Annotated in this window: 15 protein-coding genes; 12 read left to right on the top strand and 3 right to left on the bottom strand. The window is 69.7% G+C overall.

Annotated elements, in window-relative coordinates; all coding sequences use genetic code 11:
• Nucleotides 1-116 precede the first annotated feature (116 nt).
• From GQQ92_RS01715 to GQQ92_RS01740, 6 genes are all read left to right on the top strand, one after another.
• Nucleotides 117-1,733 carry a peptide ABC transporter substrate-binding protein gene (locus tag GQQ92_RS01715; RefSeq protein ID WP_156997508.1) on the top strand — a complete coding sequence of 539 codons (1,617 nt, stop codon included), beginning with the start codon at nt 117-119 and terminating at the stop codon, nt 1,731-1,733.
• 187 nt (nt 1,734-1,920) lie between these two features.
• Nucleotides 1,921-2,850, top strand: a complete 930-nt coding sequence (locus tag GQQ92_RS01720) for an ABC transporter permease (RefSeq protein WP_156997509.1) — start codon at nt 1,921-1,923, stop codon at nt 2,848-2,850.
• Entirely contained in the window at nt 2,840-3,793 is a 954-nt protein-coding gene (locus tag GQQ92_RS01725; RefSeq protein ID WP_156997510.1) for an ABC transporter permease, read from the top strand. Before GQQ92_RS01720 ends, GQQ92_RS01725 begins: the two co-directional genes overlap by 11 nt.
• A complete protein-coding gene (locus GQQ92_RS01730) occupies nt 3,790-5,556 on the top strand; it encodes a dipeptide ABC transporter ATP-binding protein (protein ID WP_156997511.1) in 1,767 nt (588 codons plus the stop codon). Before GQQ92_RS01725 ends, GQQ92_RS01730 begins: the two co-directional genes overlap by 4 nt.
• 259 nt (nt 5,557-5,815) lie before the next feature.
• Nucleotides 5,816-7,720 (top strand): translational GTPase TypA, encoded by a 1,905-nt coding sequence (typA, locus tag GQQ92_RS01735; protein WP_156997512.1) that lies wholly within the window; start codon nt 5,816-5,818, stop codon nt 7,718-7,720.
• A gap of 175 nt (nt 7,721-7,895) precedes the next feature.
• On the top strand, nt 7,896-8,753 hold the full coding sequence (locus GQQ92_RS01740; RefSeq protein ID WP_156997513.1) for a M23 family metallopeptidase: 858 nt from the start codon (nt 7,896-7,898) through the stop codon (nt 8,751-8,753).
• A gap of 51 nt (nt 8,754-8,804) precedes the next feature.
• Here GQQ92_RS01740 and GQQ92_RS01745 read toward each other — a convergent pair whose 3' ends face one another.
• Nucleotides 8,805-9,617 (bottom strand): enoyl-CoA hydratase/isomerase family protein, encoded by an 813-nt coding sequence (locus GQQ92_RS01745; protein WP_156997514.1) that lies wholly within the window; start codon nt 9,615-9,617, stop codon nt 8,805-8,807.
• A gap of 134 nt (nt 9,618-9,751) precedes the next feature.
• On the opposite strand from GQQ92_RS01745, the gene GQQ92_RS01750 reads away from it, so the two are divergent.
• The 5 genes from GQQ92_RS01750 to GQQ92_RS01770 all read left to right on the top strand — a co-directional run bounded on the left by GQQ92_RS01750 (nt 9,752) and on the right by GQQ92_RS01770 (nt 13,571).
• Entirely contained in the window at nt 9,752-10,243 is a 492-nt protein-coding gene (locus GQQ92_RS01750; RefSeq protein ID WP_156997515.1) for a hypothetical protein, read from the top strand.
• The gene (locus GQQ92_RS01755; RefSeq protein WP_156997516.1) at nt 10,240-10,641 is read left to right on the top strand and encodes a histidinol dehydrogenase; all 402 of its coding nucleotides are present in this window, start codon (nt 10,240-10,242) and stop codon (nt 10,639-10,641) included. The genes GQQ92_RS01750 and GQQ92_RS01755 overlap by 4 nt, the downstream gene beginning before the upstream one ends.
• 36 nt (nt 10,642-10,677) lie before the next feature.
• Nucleotides 10,678-10,998 (top strand): ferredoxin, encoded by a 321-nt coding sequence (gene fdxA, locus GQQ92_RS01760; RefSeq protein ID WP_092964954.1) that lies wholly within the window; start codon nt 10,678-10,680, stop codon nt 10,996-10,998.
• Nucleotides 10,999-11,000: 2 nt separating this feature from the next.
• A complete protein-coding gene (gene dapC, locus GQQ92_RS01765) occupies nt 11,001-12,119 on the top strand; it encodes a succinyldiaminopimelate transaminase (RefSeq protein ID WP_156997517.1) in 1,119 nt (372 codons plus the stop codon).
• 132 nt (nt 12,120-12,251) lie between these two features.
• On the top strand, nt 12,252-13,571 hold the full coding sequence (locus tag GQQ92_RS01770) for a citrate synthase (RefSeq protein ID WP_156997518.1): 1,320 nt from the start codon (nt 12,252-12,254) through the stop codon (nt 13,569-13,571).
• 134 nt (nt 13,572-13,705) lie between these two features.
• On the opposite strand, the gene GQQ92_RS01775 is transcribed toward GQQ92_RS01770, so the two are convergent.
• Both GQQ92_RS01775 and dapD read right to left on the bottom strand, forming a co-directional pair.
• Entirely contained in the window at nt 13,706-16,351 is a 2,646-nt protein-coding gene (locus GQQ92_RS01775) for a penicillin acylase family protein (RefSeq protein WP_156997519.1), read from the bottom strand.
• A gap of 99 nt (nt 16,352-16,450) precedes the next feature.
• Nucleotides 16,451-17,398, bottom strand: coding sequence for a 2,3,4,5-tetrahydropyridine-2,6-dicarboxylate N-succinyltransferase (gene dapD, locus GQQ92_RS01780; protein WP_156997520.1), 948 nt, complete (start codon nt 17,396-17,398; stop codon nt 16,451-16,453).
• Nucleotides 17,399-17,461: 63 nt separating this feature from the next.
• Here dapD and dapE point away from each other — a divergent pair, with 63 nt between their 5' ends.
• Nucleotides 17,462-18,562 (top strand): succinyl-diaminopimelate desuccinylase, encoded by a 1,101-nt coding sequence (gene dapE / locus GQQ92_RS01785; protein WP_156997521.1) that lies wholly within the window; start codon nt 17,462-17,464, stop codon nt 18,560-18,562.
• Nucleotides 18,563-18,568: the final 6 nt, after the last annotated feature.

An 18,568-nucleotide genomic window follows, 5' to 3' on the forward strand; every position in this document is an offset into this window, starting at 1 on the left:
GGTAACGGTTTCCTCAGGAGTTTGCTTCGCGGGATCGCGATTCATAGTCTCGTCTCATCCCGCGCTCCAGGGCGGCCAGAAGCCGCACTGCCGACGCACGTCTCACAGGAGGAACATTGAAGATCAAGAGAATCGGCGTCGCAGCCATTGCTCTTGCTGCTGCCGGAGCCCTCGTGCTCACCGGTTGCACGAGCGGCTCGCCCGAGTCGACCGACGGCGCAAGCTCGTCCGCGGTCATCACCACCAACGGCTCCGAGCCGCAGAACCCGCTGGTTCCCACCAACACGAACGAGACGGGCGGCGGCAAGATCCTCGACTCGATCTTCGCGGGCCTGGTCTACTACGACGCCGACGGCGCCCCCCACAACGACGTCGCCGAGGACATCTCGACCGACGACGCCCAGAACTACACGATCAAGATCCGTTCGGGCCTCAAGTTCTCGAACGGCGAAGACGTCACCTCGAGCTCCTTCGTCGACGCCTGGAACTACGGCGCGCTCCTCTCGAACGAGCAGCTCTCGAGCTACTTCTTCGAGTCGATCGAGGGCTTCAGCTACGACGAGGACTCCGAGCTCACCGGCCTCGAGGTCGTCGACGACACCACGTTCACCGTGAAGCTCAAGCAGCCCGAGTCGGACTTCCCGCTGCGCCTCGGCTACTCGGCGTTCTTCCCGCTGCCCGAGTCGGCCTTCGACGACATCGAGGCCTTCGGCAACAACCCCGTCGGCAACGGCCCGTACATGCTCGACGGCGAAGACGCCTGGAAGCACAACGAGAAGATCGACCTCGTCGTGAACCCCGACTACGACGGCCCCCGCGCCGCGCAGAACGGCGGACTCGACATCGTCTTCTACGCCACGCAGGAAGCGGCGTACGCCGACCTCCAGGGCGGCAACCTCGACGTGCTCGACGCCATCCCCGACGGCGCGCTCTCGACCTTCCAGGACGAGTTCGGCGACCGCTCGGTCACGCAGGCGGCGGCGATCTTCCAGTCGTTCACCGTCCCCGACCGCCTCGCGCACTTCGGCGGCGAAGAGGGCAAGCTCCGTCGCGCGGCGATCTCCAAGGCGATCGACCGCGGTGAGATCACCGACGTGATCTTCTCGGGCACCCGCACCCCGGCCCACGACTTCACGTCGCCGGTCATCGACGGCTACTCCGAGGACATCCCCGGTTCCGACGTCCTCGACTTCGACGCCGACGCGGCGAAGGACCTCTGGGCTCAGGCCGACGCGATCTCCCCGTGGAGCGGCTCCTTCCAGATCGCCTACAACGCCGACGGCGGCCACCAGGCCTGGGTCGACGCAGTCGCGAACCAGCTGAAGAACAACCTCGGCATCGACGCGTCGGGCGCTCCGTACCCGACCTTCGCCGAGGTGCGCACCGCGGTCACCGACCGTTCCATCCAGACGGCGTTCCGCACCGGTTGGCAGGCCGACTACCCGGCCCTGTTCAACTTCCTCGGCCCGATCTACGCGACGGGTGCCGGCTCGAACGACGGCGACTACTCGAACGCCGACTTCGACGCACTGCTCAAGGAAGGCCTCGCCGAGACCGACCTCGACGCCGCGAACGCGAAGTTCCAGGAGGCGCAGGAGATCCTCTTCCAGGACCTCCCCGCGATCCCGCTGTGGTACTCCACGGTCAACGGCGCGTACAGCGAGTCGGTCGACAACGTGCAGTTCGGCTGGAACTCCGTGCCGCTGTACAACGAGATCACCAAGAGCGAGTAATTCTCGATCCGGGATGCCTCGGGGTTAGACTCTGAGGCGCCCGTGGGGCGGCAGCCGGTCGGCTGCCGCCCCACACTCACGTAACCCCCCGGTGCGCGCCTGATCGGCGTAGCATCGTGGGGACGAACTCGCATAAGGGTGAGGTTTCTCCACAATGTCCACAACACCGAAGCGCGAGGCCTGATCCATGGCCGGATACATCGCGCGCCGACTGCTGCAGGCGATCCCTGTACTGCTCGGAACCACCTTCCTGATCTACTTCATGGTCTTCGCCATGCCGGGCGACCCCATCGTCGCCCTGTTCGGCGACAAGACGCCGCCGCCCCAGGTGCTCGAGCAGCTGCGCGAACGGTACAACCTCGACCAGCCGTTCATCGTCCAGTACTTCATCTTCCTGGGCAACATCTTCCGCGGCGACCTCGGCACGTCCTTCTCGGGGCAGCCGGTCTCCGACATCCTCGTGACGACCTTCCCGGTCACGCTGCGCCTGGCGCTCATGGCCGTCTTCATCGAGATGGTCGCCGGCATCACGATCGGCCTCATCTCGGGTCTGCGCAAGGGCGGCATCTTCGACGCCAGCGCCCTCGTCGTCAGCCTGATCCTCATCTCGCTGCCGATCTTCGTCATCGCGTTCGTGGCGCAGTACATCTTCGGCATCCAGTTGGGGTGGTTCAGAACCACGGTCGGGCCGGGAGCTCCGACGCAAGACCTGATACTCCCGGCGATCGTGCTCGCGTCGATCAGCTTCGCGCAGATCGTGAGGCTGACACGGTCGTCGGTCCTCGAGACCGAGAGCCAGGACTTCGTTCGCACCGCCGCGAGCAAGGGCCTGGCCCGGCGACGCATCGTCCCCGTGCACATCCTGCGCAACTCCCTGATCCCCGTGGTCACCTATCTGGCCGTCGACTTCGGCGTGCTCATGGTCGGCGCGACCGTCACCGAGGGCATCTTCAACGTCCCCGGTGTGGGACGCACGCTGTACCAGGCGATCATCCGCGGTGAGGGCCCCACGGTCGTCGCGTTCGTGACCGTCATGGTGCTGATCTACCTCGTGGTGAACCTGCTGGTGGATCTGCTGTACGCCGTTCTCGACCCGAGGATCCGCTATGCCAAGTAACACCAGACACGATCAGCAGCACTACGTCGCGCCGATCGAAGAGACCCCGCTCGTCGCGATCGACAAGGTCAAGACCGACGGCAAGCCCACGAACCTCTGGACCGACGCGTGGGCCGACGTCCGAGGCCGCCCGATGTTCTGGATCTCCTCGGTGCTGATCCTCCTCGTCATCGTCGTGGCGCTGTTCCCCGGGCTCTTCACCCAGGTGCCGCCGAACAACGACTGCCAGTTGTCGAACAGCAACGGCGGCCCGGTCGACGGCCACCCGCTCGGATTCACCAAGCAGGGCTGCGACATCTACTCGCGCATCATCCACGGCACGTCGACGTCGCTCTCGGTCGGCATCATCGTGACCGTGCTGGTGGCCGTGCTCGGCATCGTCTTCGGTGCGTTCGCGGGCTTCTACGGCGGATGGATCGACTCGGTGCTCTCGCGCCTCGGCGACATCTTCTTCTCGATCCCCTACATCCTCGCGGCCGTCGTCATCATGTCGGTGTTCTCCAAGTACGCGAACGTGTGGGTGATCTCGCTCGCCATCGGCATATTCGCCTGGCCGGCCACAGCGCGTGTGCTGAGAGCCGAGATCCTGAGGGTCAAGAACGCCGACTTCGTGATGGCGTCCACCGCACTCGGCGTCTCACGCTTCCGCATCCTGCTGCGTCACGTGCTGCCGAACTCGATCGCTCCGGTCATCGTCATCACGACGATCTCGCTCGCCTCGGCGATCGTGGCCGAGGCGACCCTGTCGTTCCTCGGCGTCGGCCTGCCCTCGAGCACCATGTCGTGGGGCAACGACATCAGCGCGGCCCAGACCGACCTCCGCACGGCTCCGCAGGTGCTGATCCTGCCGTCGATCGCGCTGTCGGTCACGGTGCTCAGCTTCATCATGCTCGGCGAGGTCGTCCGCGACGCGCTCGACCCGAAGGCGAGGGCACGTCGATGAGCGACCTCACGAACACGAGCGGCACGCCCGCTCAGAACACCGGCGGCGAGCGTCCGATCCTCGAGATCAAGGACCTCCAGGTCGGCTTCAACACCCAGAACGGCCTGGTCAAGGCGGTCGACGGCGTGAACATCACGCTGTACCGCGGGCAGAGCCTCGCGATCGTCGGCGAATCCGGCTCGGGCAAGTCGACGACCGCGCACGCGATCATCAACCTGCTCCCCGGCACCGGCCACATCTCGGGCGGTCAGATCCTCCTCGACGGTCAGGACCTGACCAAGGCGTCGAAGAAGGAGATGGAGGGCATCCGCGGTCGCAAGATCGGCTTCGTCCCCCAGGACCCGATGTCGAACCTCAACCCCGTGTGGTCGATCGGCTTCCAGGTCGAAGAGGGCATCCGTGCGAACGGCATCGCCACCGGCCGCAAAGAGGTCAAGAAGCGCGCCATCGAGGTGCTGAAGCAGGCCGGCCTCCAAGACGCCGACCGTCGCCTCAAGCAGTTCCCGCACCAGTTCTCGGGCGGCATGCGGCAGCGCGTGCTCATCGGCATGGGGCTCGCGGCCGATCCGCAGCTGCTCATCGCCGACGAGCCGACCTCGGCGCTCGACGTCACGGTGCAGCGCGTCATCCTCGACCACCTCGAGTCGCTCACCCGCGAACTCGGCACGACCCTGCTGTTCATCACGCACGACCTCGGCCTCGCCGCCGAGCGCGCCGAGCAGCTCGTGGTCATGTACAAGGGCAAGGTCGTCGAGTCCGGCCCCTCGGTCGAGATCCTGCAGAACCCGCAGCACCCGTACACGCAGCGCCTCGTCGCCGCGGCGCCGAGCCTCGCCTCGCGCCGCATCCAGGCCACGGGCAGCGTGCACGCGGCCGAGGCGAAGCTGCACGAGGGCGCCGAGTCGGCGGCCGGCGACGAGATCGACCTCATCGCGACCGCCGAGGCCCGTGCCGAGGCACTCGCGGCGGCTGCGGCCGCGCCGCCCGCGATCACGGTCGAGAACCTCACGAAGGTGTTCAAGATCCGCGGTGCCGGCGAGTTCACCGCCGTCGACGACGTGTCGTTCCAGATCCCCAAGGGCACCACCATGGCGCTCGTGGGCGAATCGGGCTCCGGCAAGTCCACCGTCGCCAAGATGCTGCTGAAGCTCGAGGACGCCACGTCGGGCAAGATCGTCGTCGGTGGTCAAGACCTCGCGAGCGTCACCGGCAAGCAGCTGTTCGAGCTGCGCAGCCGCATGCAGCCCGTGTTCCAGGACCCGTACGGTTCTCTGAACCCGCTGCGCAACATCGGCAACACCATCTCGGAGCCGCTCTCCACGCACGGCGTGGGCGACCGCGTCTCGCGTCGCGAGCGCGTCTTCGAGCTGCTCGACCAGGTCTCGCTGCCGCGCACCCTGGTCAGCCGGTACCCGAACGAGCTCTCGGGCGGCCAGCGCCAGCGCATCGCCATCGCGCGCGCGCTCGCGCTGAAGCCCGAGATCGTCGTGCTCGACGAGGCCGTCTCGGCGCTCGACGTGCTCGTGCAGGCGCAGATCCTGCGCCTGCTCGCCGACCTGCAGGGCGAGCTCGGACTGACGTACCTCTTCATCACGCACGACCTCGCGGTCGTGCGTGTGATCGCAGACCACGTCTCGGTCATGCAGCGGGGCCGCATCGTGGAGGCGGCGACCACCGACGAGGTGTTCGACAACCCCAAGGAGCAGTACACCCAAGACCTGCTCGCGGCCATTCCCGGCGCGAACATCGAGCTCGGGGCGTAGGCCCGCACCGGCTCGAGTCGGTCATCGCACGATCGCGAACGCCCGGCATCCGCTCTTCGGATGCCGGGCGTTCGCGCGTCACGCGGTGTTCTCAGGTGAAGCGCGCCCGAGCACGGTAGGCTTGTCGGGCGCGCGCCGTCATTCTCGGCCTCGCACTCCCCAGACCTTTCACCAAAGCGCTTCCGCGTTCCCCGTCGTGCCGCCCGTCGCGGTCACGGGCCCGTCGCACGGAGCCCACCAGCCCAGAGGACCGAACACCATGGCGAAGGCCACCCGCAACGACCTGCGCAACGTCGCGATCGTCGCTCACGTCGACCACGGCAAGACCACGCTCGTCGACGCGATGCTCAACCAGACGCACTCGTTCGCCGAGCACGCCCACGTCGAAGAGCGCGCGATGGACTCCAACGAGCTCGAGCGCGAGAAGGGCATCACGATCCTCGCCAAGAACACGGCGATCTCGTACAACGGCCTGCACGCGGGCGGCAACCCGATCACGATCAACGTGATCGACACCCCCGGCCACGCCGACTTCGGCGGCGAGGTCGAGCGCGGCCTGTCGATGGTCGACGGCGTCGTGCTCCTCGTCGACGCATCCGAGGGCCCGCTGCCGCAGACCCGCTTCGTGCTGCGCAAGGCGCTCGAGGCCCGCATGCCGGTCATCCTCCTCGTGAACAAGACCGACCGCCCCGACGCGCGCATCGACGAGGTCGTCGCCGAGAGCCAGGATCTGCTGCTCGGCCTCGCCTCCGACCTGGCCGACGACGTGCCCGACCTCGACCTCGACGCGATCCTCGACGTCCCCGTCGTCTACGCGTCCGGCCGCAACGGCGCCGCGAGCCACACCAAGCCCGAGAACGGCGAGCTGCCCGACAACGACGACCTCGAGCCCCTCTTCGAGGCGATCCTCGAGCACATCCCGGCTCCCACGTACGACGACGAGCACCCGCTGCAGGCGCACGTCACGAACCTCGACGCCTCGCCGTTCCTCGGCCGCCTCGCGCTGCTCCGCGTGTTCCACGGCACCATCAAGAAGGGCCAGACGGTCGCCTGGGTCAAGCACGACGGCTCGGTCCAGAACGTGCGCGTCACCGAGCTCTTCCTCACCAAGGCGCTCGACCGGTACCCGGCCGAGAGCGCGGGCCCCGGCGACATCGCCGTGGTGGCGGGTTTCGAAGACATCATGATCGGCGACACGCTCGCCGACGCCGAAGACGTGCGCCCGCTCCCGATCATCGCGGTCGACGAGCCCGCGATCTCGATGACGATCGGCACGAACACCTCGCCGCTCGTCGGCAAGGTCAAGGGCCACAAGCTCACCGCGCGCATGGTGAAGGACCGCCTCGACCGCGAACTGGTCGGCAACGTGTCGCTCAAGGTCGTCGACATCGGCCGCCCCGACGCATGGGAGGTGCAGGGCCGAGGCGAGCTCGCGCTCGCCATCCTCGTCGAGCAGATGCGCCGTGAGGGTTACGAGCTCACCGTCGGCAAGCCCCAGGTCGTCACGAAGCAGGTCGACGGCAAGACGCACGAACCCTACGAGCACCTCACGATCGACGCGCCCGAAGAGTACCTCGGCGCGATCACGCAGCTGCTCGCCTCGCGCAAGGGCCGCATGGACAACATGTCGAACCACGGCACCGGCTGGGTCCGCATGGAGTTCATCGTCCCGAGCCGCGGCCTCATCGGGTTCCGCACCGAGTTCATGACGACGACCCGCGGCACCGGCATCGCGAACGCGATCTCGCACGGCTACGACGCATGGGCCGGCCAGATCGTCACCCGCAACAACGGCTCGATCGTCGCCGACCGGTCGGGCGTCGTGACGCCGTTCGCGATCATCGCCCTGCAGGAGCGCATGACCTTCTTCGTGAACCCGACCGAAGAGGTCTACGAGGGCATGGTCATCGGCGAGAACTCGCGCGCCGACGACATGGACGTCAACATCACGAAGGAGAAGAAGCTGACGAACATGCGTCAGTCGACCTCCGACACCTTCGAGTCGATGACGCCGTCGCGCCAGCTCTCGCTCGAGGAGTGCCTCGAGTTCGCGCGTGAAGACGAGTGCGTCGAGGTCACGCCGGCCGCCGTGCGCATCCGCAAGGTCGAGCTCGATGCGACGGCGCGCGCCCGCACGACCTCGCGCCTGAAGAAGCAGGGCTAGTCGTCCCGACGGGGGCGGATGCCGAGGGCTCGCGCCTGCGGCATCCGCCCCCGTTCGCATGCCCGGCAGGGGTTGTACACGGGCTCCGCAGGTGAAACTGAGGGTTTGTTCAGATACCTGACGTACCGTGGCGGAGTTCGCCGCATGCCCCCGACCCGAAACACCGCTCCACCATATGACCTTCCCCCATCACGGCCGCCGCGCGGTCGCACGCCCCCGTGCGTCGTTCCGCGTCCCCGCAGCCCCTCGTCTCCGCAGCTCCTTCGCGGCCCGCACCTCGAACGCCTTCGCCGCCGTGCCGGCCATGGGCAGCTTCCTGCCGGCCCGCACCGGCCTGGCCGTGCTCGCCATCGTGGCCGCCTCCGGGCTCACGCTCAGCACGAGCACGCCGGCGCTCGCGGTCAGCGCGAGCGGCGCGACCGAGTCGGTCTACGCGCCCGTCCAGACGCCGTATGACGACACCATGGCGCTCGAGCCGCAGGTCGTCGAGATCGCGAGCGGTGTCATCGCGGCTCCCGTCCCCGACGGCGGCTATGCGGTCGAGGCCGCGCCGCCGCCGATCACGTCGCAGGTGGCGAGCCTCGGTTCGGTGAGCATCATCGAGAGCGACCGGATCGTCTGGCCGGTGCTGACGCCGAGCCGCACGAGCGACGGCTTCGGGCCGCGATCGGCCCCCTGCTCGGGATGCTCGACCGAGCACGACGGCGTCGACTTCAACCCGGGAGCGGGCACGCCCGTCATGTCGATCGCCGACGGCGTCGTCGTGCTCGCCACCGAGAGCGGCGGCGGGCTGGGCGTGAACGTCGAGGTGCAGCACAACATCGGCGGCCAGCTCATCACCTCGTCGTACGCCCACATGCAGAGCGGCTCGATCACGGTGGGCGTCGGCCAACTCGTCTCCGCGGGCCAGCAGGTCGGGTTGGTCGGGTCCACCGGTCAGTCGACCGGCCCGCACCTGCACCTCGAGATGTTCGGCGCCGACGGCGTGCGGTTCGACGGCGTCGCGTGGCTCTCGACCCGCGTCACCGTCTGACGATCGGGCTCCGGCCCGCCGCGCGGCCGCGGGGCGCCGTCGACGCGTCGTTCAGCCGCGGCTGAAGCCCGGCGTGCGCTTCTCGAGGAACGCCGCGACGCCCTCGCGCATGTCGTCGGTGCCGAACGCCGACATGAACCCGCCGATCTCGAGCTCGACCGCCTCGTCGGTGGGGCGGCCGGCTGCGGCGACCAGCACGCGCTTGGCCGCGGCGATGGCGGAGGGGGAGTTCTCGGCGACCAGGGCGATGGTCTCCCGCGCTCCCGCGAGCAGCGCGTCGCGGTCGGGGAACCGTCGCGCCACGAGACCGGCCTCGACAGCCTCCTCGATGCCGATGCGGCGCCCCGTGTAGATGAGCTCCTTCGCGCGCGCGGGCCCGACGACGCGGGGCAACCGGACCGTTCCGCCGAATCCGGGGATGAGGCCCAGCCGCACCTCGGGCTGTCCGAAGGTCGAGGCATCCGTCGCGTAGACGAGGTCGCAGGCGAGCGCGAGCTCGAGCCCGCCGCCCAGGGCGAATCCGTCGACGCACGCGATGACGGGCACGCGGCACGCCTCGATGCGGGCGGCGACCCGGTGGCCGAGCCGCGCCATGCGCTCGCCCTCGGCCGGGGTTCGTCCGGCCATCGCCGAGATGTCGGCCCCCGCGACGAACGCGCGACCGCCGGCGCCGACGATCAGGACGCCGCGAACGGATGCCGCTGCCGCGTCGATCTCGTCGAATGCCGCGTCGATCGCCTCGAGCACGTCGCTCGACAGCGCGTTCAGGGCGCGCGGACGGTCGATCGTGACGACCGCGATCGCGTCGTCGTCGAACTCGAGTCGGACCTCGGGCGCTGCGGTCTCGGTCTCCGGTGCGGTCATCGTCGATCCTCTCGGCGGTCGGGGCTTCCACGCTACGCCATGGCTGCACTGCGGACCCGGCGGTAGACTCCACACCCGGGGGATCAGGGCCGGCGCCCGCCCCCTCGATCGACCGCCAGCCACGAGGAGCTCCCATGTCATCTCCGACGATCACCCCGCGGATGCCGCGGACCGCCGCCCGGATCGCGATGGCCGTCGCGACGGCGGGCCTGGCGGCCGGGATGCTCACCGGTTGCTTCCAGAACCCCGTCGAGAAGCTCGTGGAGAACGGCGTCGAGGACGCGATCAAGAGCGCGACCGGCGGCGACGTGAGCCTCGGCGGCGATCTGCCCGAGGGCTTCCCCGCGGCGGTCGCGATCGTCGACGGCAAGATCATGGTCGGCCTCGGCACGGGCGGCGCCGAGGGATGGGTCGTGGTCGTGCAGTCCGACGACCCGAACGCCGCCGAGGCCGCTCGGGCCAAGCTCGAGGGCGCCGGGTTCGCGCAGGACTCCTCGCTGAGCGACGAACAGCTCGACGCGCTCACGAGCGGCCAGCTCGATGCGGCGGTCTACGCGAACGACCAGTACCGCGTGCTCCTCGCCGTGCAGGACGGCACGGTGTCGTACACGGTCACGCCGAAGTGAACGGCACCGCGCAGCCCGGCCTCGGCAGCCGCATCGGAACGCTCGTCATCGCGTTCCTCGTCGGAGCGCTCTACGGCTCGCTGGGCACGGTGGGGCATCGACAGGTGTGGAGCATCGGCGAGGTCACGGTGCCGTGGGGGATCGTCGCGGCCTTCGCGGGCGTCGCGGGCCTCCTCGTCGCATTCCGCGTGTTCAGCGGTCGGCTGATCGCAGCGGTCGTCGGGTTCGGCGTCATCGTCTCGGTCGGCGTCCTCACCCTCGCCGGCCCCGGCGGTTCGGTCCTCGTGGTCGGCGACCTGACGGGCACGATCTGGTCGCTCGGCCCGGCCCTGCTCACCGTGTTCGTCGTGGCCTGGCCGCAGCTTCCGGCGCGTCCCGCCTCCCGCGTGGCGGCATAGACTGGGAGCCCCACTCCGAAAGGAACGCGAGCCACTGTGACCTACGTCATCGCTCTTCCGTGTGTCGACGTCAAAGACCGTGCGTGCATCGACGAGTGTCCCGTCGACTGCATCTACGAGGGTGAGCGTTCGCTCTACATCCACCCCGACGAGTGCGTCGACTGCGGCGCCTGCGAGCCGGTCTGCCCGGTCGAGGCGATCTACTACGAAGACGACCTGCCCGACGAGTGGGCCGACTACTACAAGGCCAACGTCGAGTTCTTCGACGACCTCGGCTCGCCCGGCGGCGCCGCCAAGGTCGGCGTCATCGCCAAGGACCACCCCGTCATCTCGGCCCTGCCGCCTCAGGCGCACTGAGCATGACGCTCGGCGCGCTGCCCGACTATCCGTGGGAGTCCATGGCCCCGTACGCGGCGCGGGCCAGGCAGCATCCCGACGGCATCGTCGACCTCTCGATCGGGTCGCCGGTCGATGAGACGCCGCAGATCATCCGCGAGGCCCTCTCGGCGGCCACCGACGCGCACGCCTACCCGCAGACGATCGGCACGCCCGAGCTGCGCCGTGCGATCGTCGCGTGGTTCGAACGGCGTCGCGGGGTGGTCGGAACGGGATTGAGCGAACGCAACGTGCTCCCGACGATCGGGTCCAAGGAGCTCGTCGCGTTGCTCCCGCTCATGCTCGGCGTCGGCGAGGGCGACGTCGTCGTGCACCCGAGCGCGGCGTACCCGACGTACGCCATCGGCGCCGCCATCGCCGGAGCCGAGGCCGTCGCCGCCGACGACCCGGCCGAATGGCCCGAGGCGACGAAACTGATCTGGCTCAACAGCCCGGGCAACCCCGACGGCCGTGTGCTCGGCGTCGACGAACTGCGCGCGGCGCGGGCTCGGGCGCGGGAGCTCGACGCGATCATCGTGAGCGACGAATGCTACGCCGAGCTCGGCTGGGACGCGCCGTGGGACGCCGAGCCGGTGCCGAGCATCCTCGATCCCCGGGTCAGCGGCGAAGACCGTCGCGGAACGCTCGCCGTCTACTCGCTCAGCAAGCAGTCGAACATGGCGGGCTACCGGGCGGCGTTCATCGCCGGCTGCGGCCTGCTCATCGAACAGCTCACCAACGTGCGCAAGCATGCGGGCCTGATGGTGCCCGCGCCGCTCCAGGCGGCGATGACGGCGGCCCTCGGCGACGACGAGCACGTCGCCCATCAGAAGCAGCTCTACCGCGCCAGGCGCGACGTGCTGCGTCCGGCCCTCGAGGCCGCGGGCTTCCGCATCCAGCGGAGCGAGGCCGGCCTCTACCTCTGGGCCACCGAGGGGCGCGACGCATGGGACTCCATCTCGAGCCTCGCCGAAGCGGGCATCCTCGCCGGTCCCGGGCACTTCTACGGCGGACGCCACCCGCAGCACGTCCGGTTCTCGCTGACGGCGACCGACGAGCGCATCCGTGCCGCCGCGCTGCGGCTCGCAGCATCCGTCGCCTGAGGCAGGACTGTTCGAAACCTCAAGCGAGGCCCGGATGTCTTGGCGGATGCGACAGTGTGCCCGGAGCGCGTCTAGGCTGTAGTTCGGACCGCGGCCGAACGGTGTCGCGGGTCGGAAAGCAGGTGACCGCACATGACGATCACAGGAGGCGCCGTGAGCGACGTCGTGAACACAGCCGAGGGCCAGAAGCCCCTCAAGGCGACCCTGAACTTCCCCGGTGGCACCGCGGAGTTCCCCATCCGCACCGCGGTCGACGGTGCGGCGAGCCTCGACGTGTCGACGCTGACACGGCAGACCGGGCTCACCGCGCTCGACTACGGGTTCGTGAACACCGCGTCGACCCAGTCCGAGATCACGTACATCGACGGCAACCAGGGCATCCTGCGCTACCGCGGGTACCCGATCGAGCAGCTGGCCGAGAACTCCACGTACCTCGAGGTCGCGTGGCTGCTCATCTACGGCTCGCTGCCGAGCGCCGACGAGCTCGCCGAGTTCGACGAGAAGATCCGCCGGCACACGCTGCTGCACGAAGACCTCAAGCGGTTCTTCTCGGCGCTGCCGCACACCGCGCACCCGATGTCGGTGCTCTCGAGCGCCGTGTCGGCGCTCTCGACCTACTACGAGGGCACCGACCCCGACGACGTCGAACTCACGATGGTGCGCCTGCTCGCGAAGCTCCCCGTGATCGCCGCCTACGCGCACAAGAAGAGCCTCGGCCAGGCGTTCCTCTACCCCGACAACTCGTTGAGCTTCGTCGACAACTTCCTGCGCCTGAACTTCGGCAACATGGCCGAGCCGTACGACATCGACCCGACGCTCTCGAAGGCGCTCGATCGCCTGCTGATCCTGCACGAGGACCACGAGCAGAACGCGTCGACCTCGACGGTGCGCCTCGTGGGGTCGACCGGAGCCAACCTGTACTCCTCGATCTCCGCCGGCATCCAGGCGCTCTCCGGCCCGCTCCACGGCGGCGCCAACGAGGCCGTGCTGCAGATGCTCGCGCAGATCCGGGACTCCGGCGAGGGCGTCGGCAAGTTCGTCGAGCGCGTCAAGCGCAAAGAAGACGGCGTCAAGCTCATGGGCTTCGGGCACCGGGTCTACAAGAACTACGACCCGCGCGCGAAGATCGTCAAGCAGTCGGCCGACGAGGTGCTCGCCGGGCTCGGCGTCGCCGACCCGCTGCTCGACATCGCCAAGGAGCTCGAGCAGTTCGCCCTCGAAGACGAGTACTTCAAGGAGCGTCGTCTCTACCCGAACGTCGACTTCTACACGGGCGTCATCTACAAGGCGATGGGCTTCCCGACGCGCATGTTCACCGTGCTGTTCGCGATCGGCCGGCTCCCGGGCTGGATGGCGCACTGGCGTGAGATGAACCTCGATCCGCAGACGAAGATCGGTCGCCCGCAGCAGCTCTACGTGGGCGAGGCCGAGCGCCGCTACCCGGGCGTGTGATCTTCTCCGGGCGTGTGATCTTCTCCGGGCGCTGACGCGCCGCGAGCGGTGATCCGCTGCGGCCGTCACCGCCCGGAACGGGCGCGAAGAAGGGGCGACACCGAACGGTGTCGCCCCTTCTTCGCGCCGTGCAGCTACTCCGTCGGCTCGGGGGCCGGGGTCTCGCTCGGCACCGGGTCCGAGGGCCCGATCCCCTCGACGGGGAGAAGGTTGAGCGTCTCCTGCGCCGCGTCGCGGACGGCGTCGAGGCTGAACGGCCAGGTGCGCGTCTCGCCGTGCTGCCAGAGGGGGGCCTGGTCGGTGTAGTTCGGATGGAACGCGTGGCCCGAGGCTCCGGTGAGGTTGATCCACGTGGACGCGTCGAGGTCGTCGAGGTCGACGACCATGCGCATCGACGGCACCCAGTCGACGGCGTAGCCCTCGCGTGCGTCCCAGCCGTTGGCGTTGACGATCGACGAGCCGCCGCCGACCTCGTACGGGCCGCGGTTGAAGAGCCATTCGATCGGGGCGATGCCCGAGGTGCCGAAGCTCTGGTTGGTCAGCTCGAGCGTGTGCAGCCGGCCCCAGCGCCAGGTCGCGGGATCGCTGCCCATGCGGCTCGTCGCCTCGCTCCAGGCCTCGTCGAGGGCGTGGGCGAGCATCTCGTCGCGGCCCTGCACCCCGAGCTCCTCGTCGTTCCACCAGTCGGCCTCGGGCTCTGCGAGCAGGGTGCCGACGACGCTGAACCACCGGTCGCCGCCCGACGGCCGGGTCTGCTCGGGCAGGGACGAGAACATGTCGTCGAGCAGGTTGCTCCAGAACACGGCGAAGTAGGCGGCCTCGGCGCTGTCGACGTCGTCGCGGGCATCCCACCCCTCGAGGAGTCCGGCGCCGCGGGCGGCGTCGCCGGAGAGATCGAGTTCGGCGATCACCGGGAGGAACGCGGCGGCGTTGGCGTCGCCCGTGTCGAGTTGGATCTCGGAGAGATCGGCGGCGGTGAAGGGCTCGCCCGCGTCGATCTGCTCGAGCAGCCTGCGCTCGATGCCCTCGGCGCGGTAACCGAGATCCCAGTCGGCCGTGAGGAACGGGGCATCGTGCGTGACGGCGTTGTTCGCGGTGACGATGTAGCCGCGCTCGGGGTTCAGCAGGCTCGGCAGATCGTCGAAGTCGACCTCGCCCGCCCATCCGGCCTCGCTCGTCCAACCCGGCTGCGGCAGCGTGCCGTCGCCCTGCTTGCGGATCGGGATCGTGCCGGGCGCCTGATAGCCGATGTTGCCGTCGACGTCGGCGTACACGAGGTTCTGGGACGGCACGTCGAAGAGGGACGCCGCCTGCCGGAAGCCGTCCCAGTCCTCGGCCCGGTCGATGGCGAAGATCGAGGCGGCGGTCGTGCCCGGCGTGAGCGCGGTCCACTGCAGCGAGAGCGCGTACTCTCCGTCCGGCGCGCCGGATGCCGCGGGATACGCTCCGGCGACGGCCTCGAAGTCGGCGCTGATGTCCGACACGATCGGACCGCGGCCGGTCGATCGCACCGTGACGGAGACGGGGGCGCCGCCCGCGACCTCGATGGTCTCCTCGCGCTCGTTGAACGGGACCTGGATGCCGTCGAGCTCGTAGCCGTCGTCGGTGACCCGTTCGAGGTAGAGGTCCGCGACGTCGGGGCCGAGGTTGGTGAACCCCCACGCGATGCGATCGTTGTGCCCGATGATCACCCCCGGCAGTCCCGAGAACGTGTACCCCGCCACGTCGAACGTGCACATGTCGGTGATCTCGGCGCAGCGCAGCCCCATCTGCGACCAGATGGAGGGCAGCGCGGGACCGAGGTGCGGGTCGTTCGCGAGCAGCGGCGACCCGGATTCGGTGAGTGCGCCCGACACGACCCACGAGTTGGAGCCGATGTCGCCGCCCTCCGGGCCGAGCAGGGCCGGGACGGCGTCGAGCACGTCGCGGAGCGAGGTCAGCGCCGCGGCGTAGGCGTTCGAGGCCCGGGCGTCGGCCGGTGCGGCGGACGCGGCATCCGCCCCCGACGACGGCTGGGGGAGCGGGGCCGCGGCGCTCTCGGCCGGGGCGGATGCCGCGGGCATGCCCTCGAGGATGGTCGGCGCGCCCGCCCAGTCGAAGCCGGGGTGCAGCCGGGCGACCTCTTCAGGGGGGAGCTCGGCGCTCAACAGCGCCCGGTCGATCTCGTCGCCGAGGTTGGAGCGCAGGTCCCACGCCATCGCCTTCAACCACGCGATCGAGTCGACGGGGGTCCAGGGTTCTGGGGCGTAGCCGGGGTTCTGCAGGCCGAGCACCGCGTACTCGAGCGAGAGCTCGGCGCCGCTCCGCCGGTCGAGGTAGGCGTTGACGCCGTCGGCGTAGGCCTCGTAGTAGGCCCGCGAGGTCTCGTCGAGCGCCTCGTACTCCTGCTCGGCGACGTTGCGCCAGCCGAGCGTTCGGACGAACGTGTCGGTGCCGACCTGCGAGGCGCCGAAGAGCTCCGAGAGGCGGCCGGCCGTGACGTGCCGCCGGAAGTCCATCTCCCAGAAGCGGTCCTGCGCGTGAACGAAGCCCTGGGCGAAAAAGAGGTCGTGGTCGTTGTCGGCGACGAGCTCGGGGATGCCGGCGTCGTCGCGGTACACCGACACCGGCGAGATGAGCCCCGGGGCGTCGATGCGCCCGCTCGTGACCGGGAACGAGCGCTGCACGGTCCACCAGCCGACCCCTGCCGCCGCGATCACGAGCAGCAGGACGACGGCGAGGAGCCACGTGAGCGCTCTCAGCCAGCGGTGGTGTCGGGTTCGCGGTGCGTCGGTGCCCACGTCACTCCTTCGTGATCGCCCATGACGAGGGCCGCCACGCGGCGGCCTGAGCCACCACTGTAATCGAGCGCGTCGCCCGGGCGCGGACGGGGCCGCGGCTCAGGCGTGCAGCGCGGTGTTGAGCTTCACGCCGTGGCCGTCGCGGGACAGGACCTCGACGCGCCCGTTCAGCGAGTTGCGGCGGAAGAGCAGGTTCGGCACGCCCGAGAGCTCGACGGCCTTCACAGTGCGGGCCTCGGCGTCGCCGAGCAGCGCGACCTTGGTGCCGGCGGTGACGTAGAGGCCCGCCTCGACCACGGTGTCGTCGCCGATCGAGATGCCGATGCCGGCGTTCGCGCCGAGCAGCGCTCGCTCGCCGATCGCCACCCGCTGCGTGCCGCCGCCCGAGAGCGTGCCCATGATGGAGGCGCCGCCGCCGATGTCGGAGCCGTCGCCGACCACGACGCCCTGCGAGACGCGGCCCTCGATCATCGAGGCGCCGAGGGTTCCGGCGTTGAAGTTGACGAAGCCCTCGTGCATGACCGTGGTGCCGGGCGCGAGGTGCGCGCCGAGGCGCACCCGCGAGGCATCGGCGATGCGCACGCGGTCGGGGGTGACGTAGTCGAGCAGCCGAGGGAACTTGTCGAGCCCCGTCGCGTGGATGCCGGCGCGCTGCAGCGCGGGACGCAGCCGGTCGAAGTCGGCCGGATGCACCGGGCCGGCGTTGGTCCAGACGACGGCCGGCAGGTGGGCGAAGACGCCGTCGAGGACGACCGTGTTCGGCGCCGCGATGAGGTGCGAGAGCAGGTGGAGCCGCAGGTACGCGTCGGCGGTCGAGGCGGGCGCAGCGTCGAGTTCGATCGTGAGCTCGACGACCTCGACCCGTACGTTGCGTCGGGCGTCCTCGCCCGCGAGCGCGGCGTGCTCCTCGGCGAGCGGGGTCGCCTCGTCGCCGAGGCTCGGCGCGGGGAACCAGGCGTCGAGCACGGTGCCGTCGCCGGCGATGGTCGTGAGGCCGGCGGCGGAGGCGGTGCGGGCAGGGGCGGAGGCGTCGACGTTCGCGGGCATGATCCAAGGGTACCGATGCGAACGGGCGGATGACGCGGGGCGTCGCTTCCGTAGAATCGGGGAATGCCCGCCGAGACCGCTCCGACGCCGCCCGCACTCGACCCGACCGCCGACTCCGTCGCGCTGACCCGGGCGATCTGCGACATCCCGAGCGTGTCGGGTGACGAGACGGTGCTGGCCGACCTCGTCGAGCAGGCGCTCGCCGCGGCATCCCACCTCGACCTGCACCGCGACGGCGACACGATCGTCGCGCGCACGAACCTCGGCCGTGAGCGGCGGGTCGTGATCGCCGGGCACCTCGACACCGTGCCGATCAACGGCAACGTGCCGACCCGCTTCGAGACCGACGGCGGCGTCGAGTACCTGTGGGGGCGCGGCACGACCGACATGAAGGGCGGGGTCGCGGTCGCGCTGAAGCTCGCGGTCGAGCTCGCCGAGCCCGTCTACGACGTCACCTGGATGTTCTACGACCATGAAGAGGTGCAGGCCGACCTCAACGGCCTGAAGCGCCTCTCCGAGCGGCGGCCCGACCTCTTCGAGGCCGACTTCGCGATCCTCGGCGAATCCTCGAACGGACAGGTCGAGGGCGGCTGCAACGGCACCCTGCGGGTCGAGCTGCGCGCCACGGGAACCCGGTCGCACACCTCGCGGCCGTGGATGGGCGTGAACGCGATCCACGCGCTCGCGCCGGCGCTCGAGCGGCTCGCCGCCTTCGAGGCCGAGACGGTCGAGGTCGAGGGGCTCGCCTATCGCGAGGGGCTGAGCGCGGTCGGCGTCCGCGGGGGAGTGGCCGGCAACGTCGTGCCCGACGAGGCCGTGCTCACCGTCAACTACCGCTTCGCGCCGAGCCGCTCGATCGACGACGCCGTCGCGGCCATGCGCGCGCTGTTCCCCGAGTACGAGCTGACGGTGACGGATGCCTCGGCCGGCGCCCGTCCGGGCCTCGACGACCCGTTCGTGCAGGGGTTCCTCGCATCGGTCGGCGCCGAGGCGCGGCCCAAGTACGGGTGGACGGATGTCGCGCGCTTCAGCGCCCTCGGCGTGCCCGCCGTGAACTACGGGCCCGGCGACCCGAGCCTCGCGCACACCGACGACGAGCGCGTGCGCGTCGACGCGATCGTCGCGTGCGAGGTGGGGCTGCGGTCCTGGCTGACCGGCGCGTGAGCGCGG

It is taken from the genome of Agromyces terreus, from assembly GCF_009749465.1.
In the GTDB taxonomy this organism is placed as follows: Bacteria; Actinomycetota; Actinomycetes; order Actinomycetales; family Microbacteriaceae; genus Agromyces; species Agromyces terreus.

Bases quoted from the DNA above. Each gene is read 5' to 3' on its own strand.
- dapD (WP_156997520.1), bottom strand. From the start codon at position 17,398: ATGCCCGCGAACGTCGACGCCTCCGCCCCTGCCCGCACCGCCTCCGCC.
- GQQ92_RS01730 (WP_156997511.1), top strand. From the start codon at position 3,790: ATGAGCGACCTCACGAACACGAGCGGCACGCCCGCTCAGAACACCGGC.
- GQQ92_RS01745 (WP_156997514.1), bottom strand. From the start codon at position 9,617: ATGACCGCACCGGAGACCGAGACCGCAGCGCCCGAGGTCCGACTCGAG.
- GQQ92_RS01720 (WP_156997509.1), top strand. From the start codon at position 1,921: ATGGCCGGATACATCGCGCGCCGACTGCTGCAGGCGATCCCTGTACTG.
- typA (WP_156997512.1), top strand. From the start codon at position 5,816: ATGGCGAAGGCCACCCGCAACGACCTGCGCAACGTCGCGATCGTCGCT.
- GQQ92_RS01750 (WP_156997515.1), top strand. From the start codon at position 9,752: ATGTCATCTCCGACGATCACCCCGCGGATGCCGCGGACCGCCGCCCGG.
- GQQ92_RS01725 (WP_156997510.1), top strand. From the start codon at position 2,840: ATGCCAAGTAACACCAGACACGATCAGCAGCACTACGTCGCGCCGATC.
- GQQ92_RS01770 (WP_156997518.1), top strand. From the start codon at position 12,252: ATGACGATCACAGGAGGCGCCGTGAGCGACGTCGTGAACACAGCCGAG.
- dapE (WP_156997521.1), top strand. From the start codon at position 17,462: ATGCCCGCCGAGACCGCTCCGACGCCGCCCGCACTCGACCCGACCGCC.
- GQQ92_RS01740 (WP_156997513.1), top strand. From the start codon at position 7,896: ATGACCTTCCCCCATCACGGCCGCCGCGCGGTCGCACGCCCCCGTGCG.
- dapC (WP_156997517.1), top strand. From the start codon at position 11,001: ATGACGCTCGGCGCGCTGCCCGACTATCCGTGGGAGTCCATGGCCCCG.